Raw genomic sequence first — 16,619 nt, forward strand, 5'->3', positions numbered from 1 at the left:
CAGGAAGGCGCTTTATTATGTTAAATCTAAACATTTGGAATATTGCCTGTACGGTCATTAACCTTCTGGTGCTCTACCTGTTCATGAAGCACTTCCTTGTTGCGCCGGTGCGGAAGATACTGGATGAGAGGAAGCAGATGATTGAACGTGACCTGGATGACGCGAAGGATACCAGGACACAGGCAGAACAGATGAAGACAGAGTATGAAGCTTCCATGAGCAACGCGGACCAGGAAGCCTCAAGGATCATAGAGGATGCCAGGGCAAGGGCGGGAGAGGAATATAACAGGATCCTGGACCAGGCAAAGAAGGATGCCGCAAAGAAGATGGAAGAGGCAGACAGGACCATTGCGCTGGAGCGGGAGAAAGCCATGAACGACCTTCAGGCCGGTGTTGCAGGGCTGGCCATGACGGCTGCCGCCAAACTCCTCAGTGAGCAGGCCGGACCGGACAGGGACAGGAACCTATATAACTCATTTTTAGCAGGATCAGGTGAGAGCAATGACTGAGAAGGCCAGGACATATGCCATTGTATTATATGAATTGGGAATCCCCGGACAGATGGTTGAGGATGCGGCCGGTATATTCAGAGAAAGCCAGCAGCTTATCAAGACCTTAACAAGCCCGGTGGTTCCGGCCAGGAGCAAGCACGCCATCATAGGAAAGATATTCAGGGAACCGGAATTCTCCGGACTCATGGTGAACTTCTTAAAAAAGGCTTGCGATGCGGGGTGCATCGGGCAGATGGAGGATATCGCTGATGCATGGCGGTCATATTCCCTTGAAAAAGAGGGCGTTATGGAGGCAGAACTTCATTATGTGACCATGCCGGGTGCGGCCCAGATTGCAGGAATGAAGCAGTTCCTATGCAGGATATACCATAAAAAGGATATCAGCCTTAAACTGGTGATGCAGCCTGACCTTATAGGCGGATTCGTCTTAAAGGCAGGGGATATAGAATATGATTACAGCCTGAAGGGGCAGCTGTCAAAGCTGCGCCAGGCTGTGGTAAGATAGGAGTCTTGATATGAGCACAATCAGTTCCCAGGAAATCATCTCCATCATAAAAAGCGAGATTGAGGATTTCGATACCAAGGCAGCCACACAGCAGGAGACAGGTTCTGTCATCTGGGTTGGCGACGGTATCGCCATTGTATACGGCATGGAGCATGCCATGTATGGAGAGATTGTAATATTTGAAAACGGTGTCCGGGGAATGGTCCAGGACATCCGCAAAGATGAAATAGGCGTCATCCTTTTTGGAAAGGATACTGAGATAAGCCAGGGCACCAAGGTGGTACGCACGAAAAAACGTGCCGGCGTGCCGGTCGGCAGTGGATTTTTAGGCAGGGTGGTCAATGCCCTGGGAGACCCCATTGACGGTCTTGGCCCGGTAAAAGAGGAAGATTACCGGCCGGTGGAGGAAGAAGCCCCCGGCATCGTGGACAGGAAATCAGTGGGCGTTCCCATGGAGACAGGTATACTTGCCATTGATTCCATGTTCCCCATTGGACGGGGACAGAGGGAGTTGATTATCGGTGACCGCCAGACCGGCAAGACCTCCATTGCCATTGATACCATATTGAACCAGAAGGGCAAGGACGTGGTCTGCATCTATGTGGCAATCGGACAGAAGGCTTCCACGGTTGCAAAACTGGTATCCACCCTTAAGAAGAGCGGCGCCATGGATTACACCATCGTGATGTCCTCCACTGCCAGCGAGGCAGCCCCGCTGCAGTACATAGCGCCCTATTCAGGGACTGCCATGGCTGAGTTTTTCATGCATCAGGGAAAGGATGTACTGATTGTCTATGATGACCTTTCCAAGCATGCGGTGGCTTACAGGGCACTGTCCCTTTTGCTGGAGCGCTCACCTGGACGTGAGGCGTATCCCGGAGATGTATTCTATCTCCATTCAAGGCTTTTGGAGCGGTCCAGCAGGCTGAGTGATGCAAAGGGAGGCGGCTCTATTACGGCGCTGCCCATCATTGAGACCCAGGCAGGGGATGTATCCGCATATATCCCAACCAATGTGATTTCCATTACGGATGGCCAGATTTTCCTTGAAAGCGATCTGTTCTTTTCCGGAATGAGGCCCGCTGTCAATGTAGGTCTTTCCGTATCGCGTGTGGGCGGCGCTGCCCAGACCAAGGCCATGAAGAAGGCTTCGGGCAGTATCCGTATTGACCTGGCGCAGTACCGGGAGATGGAGGTATTCACCCAGTTCAGTTCGGACCTGGATGAGTCGACCAAGGAACAGCTGGCTTACGGCAAGCGTCTGATGGAACTGTTAAAGCAGCCTCTTGGAAGGCCTTTAAGCCTTCACGAGCAGGTCATCACGCTCTGCGCGGCAACCCACAAGGTAATGCTTGACGTGGATGTGGATAAGATTAAGGAATTCCAGATGGATATGCTGGGCTGGTTTGACGTGAAGCATCCTGAGATTGGCCGGGAGATTGAAGGGAATAAGACCCTGACAGATGATTTGGTACAGAGAATCGTGGACGCTGCCAACCAGTACAAGACGTCCATATAACCGGGAAGAGGGAGAGAATATGGCAAATGCAAGAGAAATCCTGAGCCGTATGAAAAGCGTCCAGGATACCAGGAAGATTACCAATGCCATGTACCTGATTTCCTCCACCAAGCTAAAGAAAAGCAAGAAGCTGCTGGAGGAGACAGAGCCTTACTTCTATACGCTGCAGGATTTAATCCGCCGTATCCTGCGCCATATGCCGGATGTGGAGCATTTTTACTTTAATCCCAGAAGCGAGATCAAGGGAGCGGACAGGACGAAGGGCCTTATTGTCATAACGGGCGATAAAGGGCTTGCAGGTGCTTATAACCACAATGTGTTAAAAATGGCCCAGGAGTGGATGGAACAGGGCGACAACCACCGCCTTTATGTGGTGGGGGAGCTAGGACGCCATTATTTTGCTTCCAAGCACATACCGGTGGAGGAACAGTTCCACTATACGGTACAGAATCCCACCATGCACAGGGCCAGGCTGATTTCCTCCACCGTGCTGGAGGATTATGAGCAAGGCCAGCTGGATGAAGTATGGATTCTTTATACCCAGATGATTAACAGCATGAAGATGGAGGCTGAGATTGTCCAGCTGCTTCCTTTGAAGCGGGAGGATTTCAGCAACATCGTGATTCCGGCTGACATCATCCAGGAAGAGATACAGATGGTCCCATCCCCCAGCGCGGTCATGGATAACGTGGTACCAAACTATGTGACAGGATTTATATTCGGCGCGCTGGTGGAGTCCTTCTGCAGCGAGCAGAATGCCAGGATGATGGCAATGCAGTCGGCCAGCGACAATGCCAATGCCATCTTAAGCGACCTGTCCATTGAATATAACCGTGTACGGCAGGCGGCCATTACCCAGGAGATAACGGAAGTAATCAGCGGTGCCAAGGCACAGAAAAAGAAACATAATTCGTAGATGTAGAAGGAGGCAGCCATGAGCAAGGGAAAAATCATACAGGTCATGGGACCTGTTGTTGACGTGGCGTTTGAAGATGAACACCTTCCCCATATAAAAGACGCCCTGATTGTTGACAACCAGGGAAAGAAGTGCGTCATGGAGGTTGCACAGCATGTTGGCGGCAATGTGGTCCGCTGCATCATGCTGGCATCCAGTGACGGACTGTGTAAGGATATGGAGGTGGAGCCAACCGGGGCAGGCATCAAGGTGCCGGTGGGCAAGAAGACCCTGGGCAGGCTTTTTAATGTCCTTGGCGATACCATTGACGGGGGACAGAGCCTGGAGGATGAGGAGAAGTGGGTGATTCACAGGGACCCGCCTTCTTTTGAGGACCAGAGTCCTGTCGTGGAGATGCTGGAGACAGGAATCAAGGTCATTGACCTGCTGGCCCCATATGCCAAGGGCGGCAAGATCGGCCTGTTCGGCGGCGCCGGTGTCGGCAAGACCGTCCTGATTCAGGAACTGATTACCAACATTGCAACGGAACACGGCGGCTATTCCATCTTTACCGGAGTGGGTGAGCGTTCCCGTGAGGGTAACGACCTTTGGACCGAGATGGGGGAATCCGGCGTACTGGAGAAAACAGCCCTGGTATTCGGGCAGATGAATGAACCGCCGGGCGCACGTATGCGCGTGGCTGAGACCGGACTTACCATGGCAGAGTATTTCAGGGATGTGGAGCATCAGAATGTGCTTCTGTTCATTGATAATATCTTCCGTTTCGTGCAGGCCGGTTCCGAGGTATCCGCCCTTCTTGGACGTATGCCTTCAGCGGTTGGCTACCAGCCCACCCTGGCCACCGAGGTAGGTGAGCTTCAGGAGAGGATTGCATCCACCAAGAACGGTTCCGTTACCTCGGTACAGGCCGTATATGTGCCTGCGGATGACCTGACGGACCCGGCCCCTGCAACTACCTTTGCCCACCTGGATGCAACCACGGTGCTTTCCAGGAAGATTGTGGAACAGGGTATCTATCCGGCCGTTGACCCGCTGGAATCCACCTCACGTATCCTGGAAGAGGATGTGGTAGGCAAGGAGCATTATGAGGTGGCTAACAAAGTACAGCAGATGCTCCAGAAGTACAAGGAACTTCAGGATATCATTGCAATCCTTGGAATGGAGGAGCTGTCGGAGGATGATAAGCTGACGGTAAACCGTGCCAGGAAGATCCAGCGTTTCCTGTCCCAGCCGTTCCATGTGGCTGAGAACTTTACAGGCGTGCCCGGCAAATATGTACCTGTAAAGGAAACCATCCGCGGTTTTAAGGCCATTATCGAGGGTGAGATGGATTCTTACCCGGAAGCCGCATTCTTCAATGTGGGAACCATTGACGAGGTGGTGGAAAAGGCCGGGACCATGGAACACAGTGAGTCCTGAGGTTTGGCTGATGCATAGAAAGGAGCCCGGATATGTCTACATTTTGGCTGAAAATAGTTGCCAGCGACCATATTTTCTATAATGGAAACTGTGAGACGCTGGTGGTCCCTGCCCATGATGGTGAGATGGGTATCCTTCCCCACCATGAGGCCATGATCCTGGCCGTCCAGGAAGGCGGACTGCGCTTTAGGGTGCCTCAGGAAACACAGTGGAGGGAAGCCATTGTGGGACGTGGGATCGTACAGGTGGCCAACAACCGTGTGACCATGCTTGTGGATACGGCGGAGAGGCCGGAAGATATTGACGCGGTAAGGGCCAGGGAAGCCCTTGAGCGGGCCGAGGAACAGATGCGGCAGAAGCAGAGCCTGCGGGAATTCAGGATGACCCAGGCATCCATGGCAAGGGCGCTGTCAAGGCTTAAGGGAAGCCATCTCAAGGAATTGGGATAAAACGGTTGAGTTAAAACCATTGAGATATAACCATTGGAAAATGGATTCATATGGATAAGATAATGGCTGCAGGTAAAAACCTACAGCCATTTTGAGTTCTGGATTAAAAAGTTGCAGAAATCCATGACAATGGGATTTTCCTTGCCATGGGCGGAGCACATAAGGATGATCTGGCGCCGGCAGGTCTGGTCCTTGATGGGAAGGAGCTTGACCGGGGAATGGGGGGATAGCGGACCCCATTCAGCGGACAGGGGACCCCATGAATACTGGGGCCAGAAGCCGATTCCCAGTCCGGCGGCAATGAGGTTGCGCACCGATTCCGTGGTATCGCTCTCAAAGATTACTTTTGGCACGAAATCAGCTTCTGAAAAGTAGCTGTTGCATATCTGCCGGATGGGACGTGAACCTGCCAGGCAGATATATCCCGCATTCTTTGTGTCAGCCAGACGGATGGAATCCTTATCCCCATAAGGGGAATGGGTCGGAACGGCCAGGTACAGATCCTCCTCCAGCATGACCATATAGTCGGAATATTCGTCATTTTTAAGGTCTGAGCGTATGGCGGACACACACAGGTCAAAGTCCGCATTGGTATCGGATTGGTACAGCTGGAAGTTCACATCCGGCCGCAGGGTCCTGTATGCTATGATACGGTTGGTAATCAGGGTGGAAGCTGCCAAAAGCTTCAGATGGATGGTATGGCTTGACTGGTACTGGCCGGCCATAAGTTCCCCGGGAATCCGGTCAAGGGCGCTTATGATTGGAATCAGGCGCTTTTGCAGCAGCCGTCCTGCATCGTTTAATTCAATACTCCGGTTTTTCCTCTCAAACAGCGGGATCCCCAGTTCACTTTCCAGCCTGTGTATGGCCTGGGACAGAGCGGGCTGGGCAATCTGAAGGTGCTCGGCAGCCTTTGTCATGTGCTGGTATTCTGCGGTTGTAAGAAAATAGCGTAACTGTAATAATTCCATTTTTTACCTCTGCTTATTCATTTGTTCATCAATCATTATATAACACATTGCTTTTTTTTGCATGGAAAATTTGTTCCGGGCCTATTTGAGAAATATTCCCATCTATATACCTTGAAAATCCCTGGATTTACTGTTAAAATAACCATCATAGGTTAGCCTGAACTAACCGAATGAAAATGATAACATCAAGGAGGCACCCGATATGAGCAAAGAGACCTTGAATTTACTGCTCAGGATGAACCATGACAGATTAGAAACACAGATTGCCCTTCAGTGCGCGCCGCTTCTGACCGGGATGAAGATATCCAATCTTCTCACTGTCAGAAGCAGCAGGACTCAGGAGGTCATGGGGCTGTTTGAAAGAACTGCAATATCCTGTTACCTGCTGTATGGCTCCGGGGATAAGACAACATTCCTGCTGTATTCAAGGTCCGCGCTCATGGAATACCTTGCAGAAGAGGATATAGAAAGGCTGATGGGCGGCTTAGGGTATCATGTCTTGGGGCTGGAACAAATCCTGGAATGTGTTTCGGAAAAGTATACGGCACACATGAATGGAAATGGAGGCTTCCCACATGAAATAGGACTGCTTCTGGGGTACCCGCCTGCAGATGTGCTGGGATTCATCCGGAACAATGGCAGGAATTATCTGTGCACAGGTTATTGGAAGGTTTATTCCAACCAGTCAGAGTGCAGGCGCATATTCAGGAGATACAATCAGGCGCGGGAGAGGCTCATACATATGGTTTCCCGTGGACTGGGGATAGGGGATATTCTTGAGATCCATGGATTACATCAATATAAATCAATGACAATTTAGGAGGACAGGAACATGAGTAAGATAATGGTGGTATACTGGTCGCAGACAGGCAACACACAAGCCATGGCCAATGAGGTGGCCGAAGGAGTGAAGGAAGCGGGGAAAGAAGGGGCAGCGGTGGAGGTTTCATCCATAACCCCGGATGTTTTGAAGGATGCGCCTGTGTTTGCACTGGGATGCCCGGCCATGGGAGCGGAAGTCCTTGAGGAGGATGAAATGGAGCCGTTCATGGCTGAAGTGGAATCCTTTGCCGGAGGAAAGCAGATTGGCCTGTTTGGCTCTTATGGATGGGGGGACGGACAGTGGATGCGCGACTGGGAGGAACGTGTGGCCGGTGCAGGCGCGGTTGTCGTGGGCGGCCAGGGTGTGATTGCCCAGGAAACCCCGGATGAGGACGCGCTTTCACAGTGCAGGGAGTTAGGACGTAAATTAGCTGGTCTTATGCCGTGATACCGGCATCAGGATTTGATACAAAGAGTTGACAGGTTTTTGGGGTCCTCCGGCAGGCAGCATGAAATGCGGTCTTCCGGAGGACTTTCCCATGAGGTTTTGTATGTGGGAGGGGAAGAATGATTGCATTTTCAGGGATAAAATGATATGGTATAGATAGAAAATTTGTGAATGAAGCGGCCGTTCCGGGGAATACAGAGGGCGGGAATGAATTTCCGGACACTCCCTGCCGGGGAAGGGCCGCTTTTATCCGCAGCGGCCCGGGAACCCTTGGACTGCTGGAAAAAGGGGAATGAAACGTGTTGGAAGATATAAATCCATACCCTGTAAAAGACAGGGAATTGAGGGGCAGGGATACCATCCTGATTGTAGACGATATAGAGGTAAACCGTATTATACTGCAAAGTATTTTTGAAAAGGATTATAATCTGCTGGAGGCGGAAAACGGGGATCAGGCCATGGTACTGCTTAAACAGTACCACAGGAATATTGCTGCCGTACTTTTAGACCTTGTGATGCCGCAGAAGGACGGCTACCAAGTCCTGGCGGAGATGAATGATATGCATCTTTTGCCGGAATGTCCCGTTATCATCATCACATCCGAGGATTCGCCGGACAACACGGTGAAGGCATTTGATTTGGGCGCATCGGATATTGTGATGAAGCCTTTTGATCCGGTCATTGTGAAGCGCAGGGTGGAGAACAGCATTGCCCTCAGCCGGAACCAGCAGAACCTTCAGGAGCGGATTGATGAACAGGCCGCCCGGTTAATGGAATCCAATGCGGTGATGATTGACGCATTATCCGCCATCATCGAGTACAGGAGCGTGGAAACAGGGCAGCATATACAGCGTATCCGTATGTTTACCAGGATACTGCTGGAGGAGATATCGGGAAACTTCCCGGAGCTGGGCCTGGACCGGCGTCAGATTGACATTATTTCCAGTGCCTCTTCCATGCACGATATCGGCAAGATTGCCATACCGGATACAATCCTCAATAAGCCTGGGCGGCTGACAGAGGAAGAATTTGAGATCATGAAAGGCCACACCACAAAGGGCTGTGAGATGCTGGTGAATCTTGACCGCATGGGGGACAGGGAATATCTGCAATATGCCTACAATATATGCCGCTATCACCATGAACGATGGGATGGCAGGGGATATCCTGACGGGCTTCGCGGGGACAATATCCCGGTCTGCGCCCAGGTGGTGGGTATCGCTGATTGTTATGACGCCCTGACCTCCGACCGTGTCTATAAGAAGGCCATACCGCCTGCGCAGGCCATCAACATGATATTGAACGGGGAGTGCGGTACGTTTTCACCCTGGCTTTTGGAATGTTTTAAGAATGTAAAGGTAATATTTTCCAAGCTGTCCGACGAGTACAGGGATGGGCAGATACAGAAACAGCCTGCCATCAACAGCGATATACGGCTTTGCATGGATGGGGATAGGGACAGCAGGCAGATGGGCCAGCAGAAGTATCTGACACTGCTTAAATATGTGGATTCCACTGTTGTGGAGGTGGATTTTAACACAGGCGTTTATCATGTGGTTTATCTCTCAAACCATGACTTTGACGGCCTGAAATCCGGCGGCAGCTTCAAGGATGCCTTTTATCATTTTGTGGAGACATCCGTCCATCCTGAGGACAGGGAGATGGCAAGGGCCCTTATGGGTGCTTACATGAAGGATTTCATGAAGGAAGGATTTAATAAGAGAAGCCGTAACTATCGCATATATAACCAGGTGGAGCAGGTTTACCGCTGGTGCCGGGCCACCATGCTCCGCATCAATACAGGAAACCCTTATCAGAAAAGGGCACTGATTATCTGGGAAGAACTGGAGGCAGAGGAGGATGCGGTTCCGGCCGGCAGCACCATGCAGATGAGGATGTTTAATGATGCTGTCTTAAGCCATATGGTGGGATGTGTCCAGGCCTGCCTGAACGATAAGGAGTTTACCATCGTAGAGACCAATGGCGGTATGAGGAAAATGCTGGGCTACAGCGACGGTGAGATCAAGACCCGGTTTGACAACCGGTACCTGAATATGATTTACCCGGCTGACCGGAGCCGGATCATGGAAGAGACGGGGAGACAGCTGGAGTCTGGTAATTCCGTTGAACTGGAATACAGGCTTACTGCCAAGGATGGAAGGATTATCTGGGTTTTGGAGCGATGCCAGTCCATTACCGGAAAAAACAACATGGAATATCTGGTATTTGCCCTTATGGACATCACTGCTTCTAAAAAAGACCAGGAAGAGCTCCGTCTTTCCCTGGAGCGCCATAAAATCATCATGGAGCAGGCAGAGGATGCCCTGTTTGAGTGGGATATTGAAAAAGATACAGTCACCCACTCTGCCAATTTTGAGAAAAAGTTTGGATATACCCCCATTTCAAACAATTTCAGCAAACGTATCCGGTTCGTATCCCATATCCATCCGGCTGACGTGCCTGATTTTACGGAAATGCTGGATTCGCTGATGAAGGGGACGATTTACAGGGAGATTGAATTCAGGCTGTCCGATGCAGCGGGACGGTACCGCTGGTGCAGGCTCCGTGCCTCTTCCCAGTTTGATGCGGCAGGCAGGGTCAGCAGGGTAATTGGGATGCTGGCTGATGTGGATGAACAGAAGCGGGCGGAGGAGGCCCTCCAGTATCAGGCGGAGCGGGATGAGCTGACACAGCTCTATAACCGCAGGACGGCAAGACGGCTTATTGAAGCCATATTGGAGGAGCCCTGTGTCCAGGGATACAGGGCCCTGATGGTCCTGGACGTTGATGACTTTAAGAAAATCAATGACAGCAACGGCCATATGTTCGGGGACAGTGTGCTTAAGGCAGTGGCTGACATACTGACCCGGCAGTTCCGCAGCGAGGATGTCCTTGCAAGGATAGGAGGGGATGAGTTCCTTCTTTTCATGTCCCATGTCCCGGATGTAAAAACCGTTGAAACACGCATGGCCATGGTCCTGGATTCCATTCAGGACATGTGCCTGAAGCAGGGTATGGTAATCCACCCCAGCTGCAGTATAGGGGCTGCTTTCCAGCCCATTGACGGCAATGACTTTAACACACTGTTCCAGCGTGCGGATGCTGCCATGTATGGGGCAAAGGGTAAGGGGAAAAGCTGTTTCCAGATGTACGATGCCTCCATCCGCATGCCGTCGGACCTGGGTATCGAAGCCTGAAATTTTATGTGAAATATGCCCATATGTCCTTTTTTATGAACTGTCCTTTTCCTATAATGGTTATATAAAATCTTATGGGAAAGAGGGCGGTTTATTTATGTTTACATGTGATATCCTGATTAAGAATGCAAGGGTACTGATGCCGGATATGTCGGTTGCGGAAAACCGGACAATCGCGATTAAGGATTCCAGGATTATAGGGATTGCAGAAGGTGATGGGGATTATGAGGCCGGGACCGTGATTGATGATTCCGGCCTTCTGTGGATGCCGGGGCTTACGGACGGGCACCTGCATACCAGCCAGCAGTTTTTAAAGGGGAGCCTGCTGGATGAGAAGCCGGTTATCTGGAAACGTATCAATGTGCCGTTTGAGGCATCCCTGACAGAGGAAACCATGGCGCTGAGCGCAAGGCTGGCAGCAGCGGAGATGATTAAAAATGGAACCACCTCCTTTGTGGACGCCGGCGGCCCTCACATAGAGGCGGCTGCCGAGGAATACATAAAGGCAGGCATCCGGGGGGCCCTCACCTGGCAGACCACGGACGGCGTGAAGGTGCCGGATACCCTGCGTGTTGAAACAAAGGACGCAGTACCAAGGCTGGAACGGTTCCACCGGGAATACGACGGGAAAGGAGGCCTTATCAGCGTTTATTATTCAATCACATCCCTGATGGCCTGTACCGAGGAGCTGTTCCGTACGGTTTTCCTTTCCGCGAAGGAGAGGCAGATACCGGCCGAATGCCACATGAATGAGTATGCCAGCGAGGTCCTGGACTTTATGGAACGGTATAAGGAGCGGCCTTTTGAATACCTTGAACACATAGGCGCCCTGTCGGACTCCTTTGTTGCGGCCCACTGTATCATGCTATCAGAATCAGAGATTGAGATTGTGCGCAGCCATAAAATCCGTGCAGTACACTGTCCGTTCAGCAACTGCGGAAAGGGTGTTCCACAGACACCAAGGCTTCTTGCAGCAGGAATCCCGGTGGCCTTTGGCTCCGACGGGGCCGGTCATGGGGGCCTTGACCTGTTCCGGGAAATGCGGGCGTTCCGCTGTGTCATGAATGTGACCCATGGGCTTTCCACTGGAAATCCCCAGATCATGCCTGCAAAGACCCTGCTTGCCATGGCAACCGCAGGAGGCGCCGGCGCCCTTATGCGTGAGGACCTTGGAACCATCCGGGAAGGCAATCTTGCCGACCTGATTGCAGTGAATCTGGACCAGCCCCATCTGATGGCAACGGGCAGCATTATCAATTCCCTTGTGGAGAGCGCGGCCGGAGCCGACGTAAAGCATTCCATCATTCATGGTAAGCTTGTGATGAAGGACCGGCAGCTGTTGACCATTGACGAGGAGAAGGTGCTGGCTGAGGCAAAGGCCGTCATGGGAGGCCATGGGTTCTTTACAAAGCAGGGCGCCTACTGCGGCTGATTTACCGCGTCCAGCGCTGCTTGGGCTGTCCTGGCAGCTTCATCCAGGGCATCCCTGGCAGGAATGTTCTCTATCTCCACCTTATCGGCGGCAATGGCCAGGGCATCAAAGATTTTGCCGCCCGTGGGGTCTACCGGGTCAGGGGAAGCGTGCATGGCCTGGGATATGGGGACCAGGGCATGGGGATTGTGTTCAGTGTAGGATTGATACTCAGGGATTCCCAGGGTGCTCTTTCGGACCGGGATGTAGCCGGTGGCCATGGACCACTTCGCCTGCTGGGATGCGTCTGCGAAATACCGGATGAACTGGTAAGCGCCGTCCACTGTCTTATCCTTGCCCGTATCAATCATCACCAGCTGCAGTACCCTGGCCACAGGCGCTGATCCATGCTTGCCGAAGCCGGGCTGTTCCATGGCGCCTACCTTATGGAAATCCAGGTCAGCCTGGTCGCCGGAGGAACCGGTATAGCCGCCCGCCTTATCCTGAAGCACATCGCCCATTGTATCATACCAGTATTCCCAGCCCTGTCCGCCGTAGTGGACAGTCATGGTCTTATCTTCGTGGATCCATCCGCGGACAGCTTCCCAGGAATCAATCCAGGCATCCGTGTTGATGAGCACCTTTTTTCCATCTTCATCTATCATGGAACCGCCGTTACTTAAGGCCATGTCAATCAGGTTATCTTCACCCCACATGGGTTCCCATCCATAGGCTGTTCCGCCCGTAATCTCCTTAATGACCCTGGCTGCGTCGGCCAGACTTTCCCAGGTGTCCAGTTTATCCGGCTGGATCCCGGCTTTTTCAAAAAGGTCCCGGTTATAGTACATGACCTGGGTGGTGCCGTAAGCGGGCATGGCATACAGGCCCCCGTCACTGTCCAGGCACTGGCTGTAAAAAACAGGGATGAAGTCATCCTGGTGAAAGGATGTATCCTGCTGCGTATATCTGTCCATGGGAACCAGCAGGTCCTTCTGCATGAGGTTGCGTGATTTGTCAGAATCCAGCAGGGCAATGTCAGCGGCATTTTTCCCGGCAATCCCGGCCTGCAGCTTGGTGTAGGTCTCGTCATAATCCGCCTGCTGGATTCCCGTCACCTCGTATTCGTCCTGGGACTGGTTAAAGGCCTGGATGATGTCCCCCATCACGCCGGCGGCTGTCTTGCCGCCGGAATACCAGAATGTGATCTGTACCTTTCCGTCAACCGCCGCATCCCTTGCCCGACCCGGGGCATTGCAGCCCGTCATCATGGCACAGCCAGTTGCCAGGAATACCGTGGTAAGGATTTTCTTCTTAAATCTGTTACTGAATCTGAATGTTCTGATCATTTTATGTTCCTCCTGTTATGTCTATATGAAATTGGCTGTACTGGTTACTATGCAAAGCTGTGGTTACTGTGCAAAGCTGTGGTTTCTGTGCAAAGCTGTATCAGGCTCATCCCTTGCACCCAAAATCCGTGATTCCCCGGACAATCAGACGCCAGGCAGATATGAAAACCGCCAGCAGGGGGAGTACGGCAACGGTCCCTGCCGCCATCACAAGGGACCACTGGGTTCCGTATGCGCCTCCCTCATAGAGAAATCGCCTTAATCCCTGGGATATGAGGCTTAAATCCGGGGAATCCGTGATAAGGGACGGCCACATGTAGCTGTTATAGGTGTTGATGAATGACAAAAGGATGAAGGTCATAAAGGATGGCCGCGTCATGGGGACTATGATCCTTGTGAGGATGGAGAGATGTCCGGCCCCGTCCATCCTGGCCGCCTCAATGGTTTCCATGGGGACTGCCTCAAATGCCTGATGAAGCAGGAAAATGCCGAACACGCTGACTCCATTGGATAATATAAGGCCCTGATAGCTGTCTAAAAGCCCCATCCTGGATAAAATGATATAGCATGGAATGTAGGTGACGGCAGTGGGCACCATATAGGTAAACAGGACCAGCCGGAAAAGCATGTTCCTGCCTTTTACTTTCATGAAGGCTACTGCGTAGGTGAAAAGGGCGCAGCACACAAGCTGTATGGCAATCACTGCAAGGGATACAAAAAAGCTGTTTGCAAGGTATCGTGGAACCGGTGAATCAGCCAGGATGGAAAGGTAGTTCCCAAACTGGGGGACAGAAGGCAGGAAGGAAGCCGTGTCCATCACCTCCTCCCTGGTCTTGAGTGAACTGACAGCCATCCAGAGGAAGGGGAATGCCGTGACACAGCAGGTGAATCCCAATACAACATGGACAGCGGCGCGCCGGATGATCCGTGCCCATGGAATGACAGGCCTGGTCATGATTTTTCCTCCTTTTTCATCTTAAGCTGGATCAGGGCAAGGCTGATGCCGATAACCATGAGGATGACCACGGCCGCCGCCCCGCGGCCCATGTCAAACTGTTCAAATCCCAGCTGGTAATACAGATAGAGCAGCGTCCTGGTACTTCCTGCAGGTCCTCCCTGGGTCAGGATCTGAATCTGGTCATAGGCGCGCAGGGAATCCGCGGTCATGATCATCCCTATCATAAGGATGGCAGGACGCAGGATTGGAAGCGTGATATGTACAAAGCGGTTCAGGCTTCCTGCGCCGTCAACCGCGGCAGCTTCGTAAAGTTCCGTGGGAATCCTTGATAAGGCCCCGGCGAAAAGAAGCATCACATAACCAAGGTTTTTCCACACGGTTACAAGGGCAATACTTGCCAATGCCGTTGAAGAACTGTGAAGCCAGGGAAGTCCGGCCATCCCCAATTGACGCAGCAGGGTATTGGCCAATCCGCTATCCGGTTCAAAAATCCAGGTCCATACAATGGACACGGCAACCGCTGGTGTAATCCAGGGAGAGAAGAGGATCAGGGAGTAGATGGTATGCCTCCCGGCGGAATAAACAAGCATCGCCAGCAGCAATCCAAGGCATGTGACAGGGATTACGGTTTCCAGGGCAAACAAAAGCGTATGGATGAGCGCATCCTGGAAGGATTTGTCCTTAAACAGCGAGCTGTAATTGCCAAATCCTGTCATGTGGAAGTCCGAAGTCATGTAATCCCAGTCAGTGAAGCTGATTCCTATGGATGCAATGATGGGAATCACCCAGAACAGAACAAGGAATATGAGGGCCGGAGCCGTAAACACGGTAAATATAAGCCTTGGCTTTAATTGTTTCTGGAGATAGGATGGGTGCATATATGATTCCTCCTGAATTTTGTGTTCAAAAATATATAAAATAATAAAATATTGAACATGTGAAATGATAGCACTTAATCCATATATTGTCAATATATTGTTCATTTTATTTAAAAATAGTTAAAAAATGAAAGAGATAGATGCAAATAACCATCCCATGACAGGATGGTTGCATTACAAAAGATAAATTAAAAGCTGTTCATATCCTGTTCAGGTGGATAGGACGTAGAAGGGGTTCTGTATTTATACCCGTGTATTTGCTATAATAGGGAAGAAAGGGACATTGCGCACCATTTGACAGATAGGAGGACACAATGATATACTTCACTTCAGACCTGCATTTTTATCATGATAATATCATAAAGCACACCAACCGCCCATACCGGGGTTTTGAGGAAATGGACCATATGAAGAGAATAAGGGTATTATATATAAAAGCGTTGTCCGCGGTTTTACCGGCGGCCGTGTTTTTTCTTACAGGATGTCTTCAAAAACCTCAGTACAGGGAAGAGACATATGTCCTTGAGCAGGAACATGCCGTCACTTTCACGGACGGTGGCACAGCAGATCTGTGGCGGGCAGTGCACAGCCCATATTCCTGTTACAGGCTTACAGATGGGACTGTCCTTCTCACGGTCCACGACGTTGCCGGACCGGACCATGTTTATGTGGGCGGGATTGACGGCTTTGATGACTTGAACCGGACCGCGCAGGATTCTATAAGGGCATACTATGAAGAACAGGGACTGCTGTATGATATCCATAGAGAACTGGAGGATGCTTACAGTGAATACAGGATGTGCAGGGATAATGGAACAGGCTATGAGGTGCGGTACATAAGCCAGGACATCTCACCCACGGCCTCCAATGACACCATCATATGTTTCCTCACAACGGTATCCCTTCCCATGACCGGAGCAGCCATGCAGGAAATCCGGCTGGGCGCTGTATTTGACAGGGAGACAGGAAGGGCGCTGAGCAACTGGGAATTATTTAATCTGCCGGAGGCAGAGGCCAGACAATGGCTGTTAAAGGCCGCTGATATCAATGACCCCGGACTTCTTTCTGAAATGGAAGCAGCCATGAAGCCTGAGCATATCATTGTGTTTCCGGATAATCTGGAGGTGGGTTTTCCGCAGGGGACATTGGAGGGTGAGGAATACAGTTATCTGATTGGTCTTGATTATGATAAGGAGCTGAAAGCCGTCCTCCAGCCCTGGGCTGTCCCTGATTCCAGGTAAGATGGCAAAATAATAGGAAATTCTGGG

At 51.4% G+C, this 16,619-nt stretch carries 15 protein-coding genes; 11 read left to right on the top strand and 4 right to left on the bottom strand.

The features are described from left to right. Positions 1-17 precede the first annotated feature (17 nt). Genes atpF through atpC form a run of 6 tightly spaced genes read left to right on the top strand, consistent with a single transcriptional unit; the run spans position 18 to position 5,320 of the window. Positions 18-509, top strand: coding sequence for a F0F1 ATP synthase subunit B (gene atpF / locus MCJ35_RS09250; protein WP_008725640.1), 492 nt, complete (start codon positions 18-20; stop codon positions 507-509). Continuing rightward, on the top strand, positions 502-1,017 hold the full coding sequence (atpH, locus tag MCJ35_RS09255; RefSeq protein WP_025487345.1) for an ATP synthase F1 subunit delta: 516 nt from the start codon (positions 502-504) through the stop codon (positions 1,015-1,017). Before atpF ends, atpH begins: the two co-directional genes overlap by 8 nt. Positions 1,018-1,027: 10 nt before the next feature. Next, positions 1,028-2,536: a F0F1 ATP synthase subunit alpha gene (gene atpA, locus MCJ35_RS09260; RefSeq protein WP_008725643.1), complete on the top strand. Its 1,509-nt coding sequence runs from the start codon at positions 1,028-1,030 to the stop codon at positions 2,534-2,536. 19 nt (positions 2,537-2,555) lie between these two features. Beyond that, positions 2,556-3,452: an ATP synthase F1 subunit gamma gene (gene atpG, locus MCJ35_RS09265; RefSeq protein ID WP_025487344.1), complete on the top strand. Its 897-nt coding sequence runs from the start codon at positions 2,556-2,558 to the stop codon at positions 3,450-3,452. Between the two features lie 18 nt (positions 3,453-3,470). Next, the gene (atpD, locus tag MCJ35_RS09270; protein ID WP_008725648.1) at positions 3,471-4,871 is read left to right on the top strand and encodes a F0F1 ATP synthase subunit beta; all 1,401 of its coding nucleotides are present in this window, start codon (positions 3,471-3,473) and stop codon (positions 4,869-4,871) included. Between the two features lie 32 nt (positions 4,872-4,903). Next, positions 4,904-5,320: an ATP synthase F1 subunit epsilon gene (gene atpC, locus MCJ35_RS09275; RefSeq protein WP_008725649.1), complete on the top strand. Its 417-nt coding sequence runs from the start codon at positions 4,904-4,906 to the stop codon at positions 5,318-5,320. 80 nt (positions 5,321-5,400) lie between these two features. On the opposite strand, the gene MCJ35_RS09280 is transcribed toward atpC, so the two are convergent. Continuing rightward, positions 5,401-6,291, bottom strand: coding sequence for a LysR family transcriptional regulator (locus MCJ35_RS09280; RefSeq protein WP_008725651.1), 891 nt, complete (start codon positions 6,289-6,291; stop codon positions 5,401-5,403). Between the two features lie 202 nt (positions 6,292-6,493). On the opposite strand from MCJ35_RS09280, the gene MCJ35_RS09285 reads away from it, so the two are divergent. From MCJ35_RS09285 to MCJ35_RS09300, 4 genes are all read left to right on the top strand, one after another. Continuing rightward, the gene (locus MCJ35_RS09285; RefSeq protein ID WP_025487343.1) at positions 6,494-7,111 is read left to right on the top strand and encodes a DUF3793 family protein; all 618 of its coding nucleotides are present in this window, start codon (positions 6,494-6,496) and stop codon (positions 7,109-7,111) included. Positions 7,112-7,123: 12 nt separating this feature from the next. After that, on the top strand, positions 7,124-7,561 hold the full coding sequence (locus tag MCJ35_RS09290; protein WP_008725654.1) for a flavodoxin: 438 nt from the start codon (positions 7,124-7,126) through the stop codon (positions 7,559-7,561). Between the two features lie 299 nt (positions 7,562-7,860). Further along, positions 7,861-10,758, top strand: a complete 2,898-nt coding sequence (locus MCJ35_RS09295; protein WP_008725656.1) for a diguanylate cyclase domain-containing protein — start codon at positions 7,861-7,863, stop codon at positions 10,756-10,758. 97 nt (positions 10,759-10,855) lie between these two features. Next, positions 10,856-12,190, top strand: a complete 1,335-nt coding sequence (locus tag MCJ35_RS09300) for an amidohydrolase family protein (protein ID WP_025487341.1) — start codon at positions 10,856-10,858, stop codon at positions 12,188-12,190. On the opposite strand, the gene MCJ35_RS09305 is transcribed toward MCJ35_RS09300, so the two are convergent. The 3 genes from MCJ35_RS09305 to MCJ35_RS09315 all read right to left on the bottom strand — a co-directional run bounded on the left by MCJ35_RS09305 (position 12,178) and on the right by MCJ35_RS09315 (position 15,351). Next, entirely contained in the window at positions 12,178-13,515 is a 1,338-nt protein-coding gene (locus MCJ35_RS09305; RefSeq protein ID WP_488473295.1) for an ABC transporter substrate-binding protein, read from the bottom strand. The genes MCJ35_RS09300 and MCJ35_RS09305 overlap by 13 nt on opposite strands. A gap of 106 nt (positions 13,516-13,621) precedes the next feature. Beyond that, entirely contained in the window at positions 13,622-14,470 is an 849-nt protein-coding gene (locus MCJ35_RS09310) for a carbohydrate ABC transporter permease (protein WP_025487340.1), read from the bottom strand. Further along, entirely contained in the window at positions 14,467-15,351 is an 885-nt protein-coding gene (locus tag MCJ35_RS09315) for a carbohydrate ABC transporter permease (protein ID WP_025487339.1), read from the bottom strand. Before MCJ35_RS09315 ends, MCJ35_RS09310 begins: the two co-directional genes overlap by 4 nt. Positions 15,352-15,665: 314 nt before the next feature. On the opposite strand from MCJ35_RS09315, the gene MCJ35_RS09320 reads away from it, so the two are divergent. Beyond that, on the top strand, positions 15,666-16,592 hold the full coding sequence (locus MCJ35_RS09320; RefSeq protein ID WP_353656065.1) for a hypothetical protein: 927 nt from the start codon (positions 15,666-15,668) through the stop codon (positions 16,590-16,592). The last annotated feature ends 27 nt before the right edge of the window (positions 16,593-16,619 follow it).

Origin of the sequence: Enterocloster sp. OA13, assembly GCF_022440595.1 — a bacterium.
In the GTDB taxonomy this organism is placed as follows: Bacteria; Bacillota; Clostridia; order Lachnospirales; family Lachnospiraceae; genus Enterocloster; species Enterocloster hominis.

Coding starts and splice junctions, on each gene's coding strand:
- atpF (WP_008725640.1), top strand. CDS start 18: ATGTTAAATCTAAACATTTGGAATATTGCCTGTACGGTCATTAACCTT.
- atpH (WP_025487345.1), top strand. CDS start 502: ATGACTGAGAAGGCCAGGACATATGCCATTGTATTATATGAATTGGGA.
- atpA (WP_008725643.1), top strand. CDS start 1,028: ATGAGCACAATCAGTTCCCAGGAAATCATCTCCATCATAAAAAGCGAG.
- atpG (WP_025487344.1), top strand. CDS start 2,556: ATGGCAAATGCAAGAGAAATCCTGAGCCGTATGAAAAGCGTCCAGGAT.
- atpD (WP_008725648.1), top strand. CDS start 3,471: ATGAGCAAGGGAAAAATCATACAGGTCATGGGACCTGTTGTTGACGTG.
- atpC (WP_008725649.1), top strand. CDS start 4,904: ATGTCTACATTTTGGCTGAAAATAGTTGCCAGCGACCATATTTTCTAT.
- MCJ35_RS09280 (WP_008725651.1), bottom strand. CDS start 6,291: ATGGAATTATTACAGTTACGCTATTTTCTTACAACCGCAGAATACCAG.
- MCJ35_RS09285 (WP_025487343.1), top strand. CDS start 6,494: ATGAGCAAAGAGACCTTGAATTTACTGCTCAGGATGAACCATGACAGA.
- MCJ35_RS09290 (WP_008725654.1), top strand. CDS start 7,124: ATGAGTAAGATAATGGTGGTATACTGGTCGCAGACAGGCAACACACAA.
- MCJ35_RS09300 (WP_025487341.1), top strand. CDS start 10,856: ATGTTTACATGTGATATCCTGATTAAGAATGCAAGGGTACTGATGCCG.
- MCJ35_RS09305 (WP_488473295.1), bottom strand. CDS start 13,515: ATGATCAGAACATTCAGATTCAGTAACAGATTTAAGAAGAAAATCCTT.
- MCJ35_RS09310 (WP_025487340.1), bottom strand. CDS start 14,470: ATGACCAGGCCTGTCATTCCATGGGCACGGATCATCCGGCGCGCCGCT.
- MCJ35_RS09315 (WP_025487339.1), bottom strand. CDS start 15,351: ATGCACCCATCCTATCTCCAGAAACAATTAAAGCCAAGGCTTATATTT.
- MCJ35_RS09320 (WP_353656065.1), top strand. CDS start 15,666: ATGATATACTTCACTTCAGACCTGCATTTTTATCATGATAATATCATA.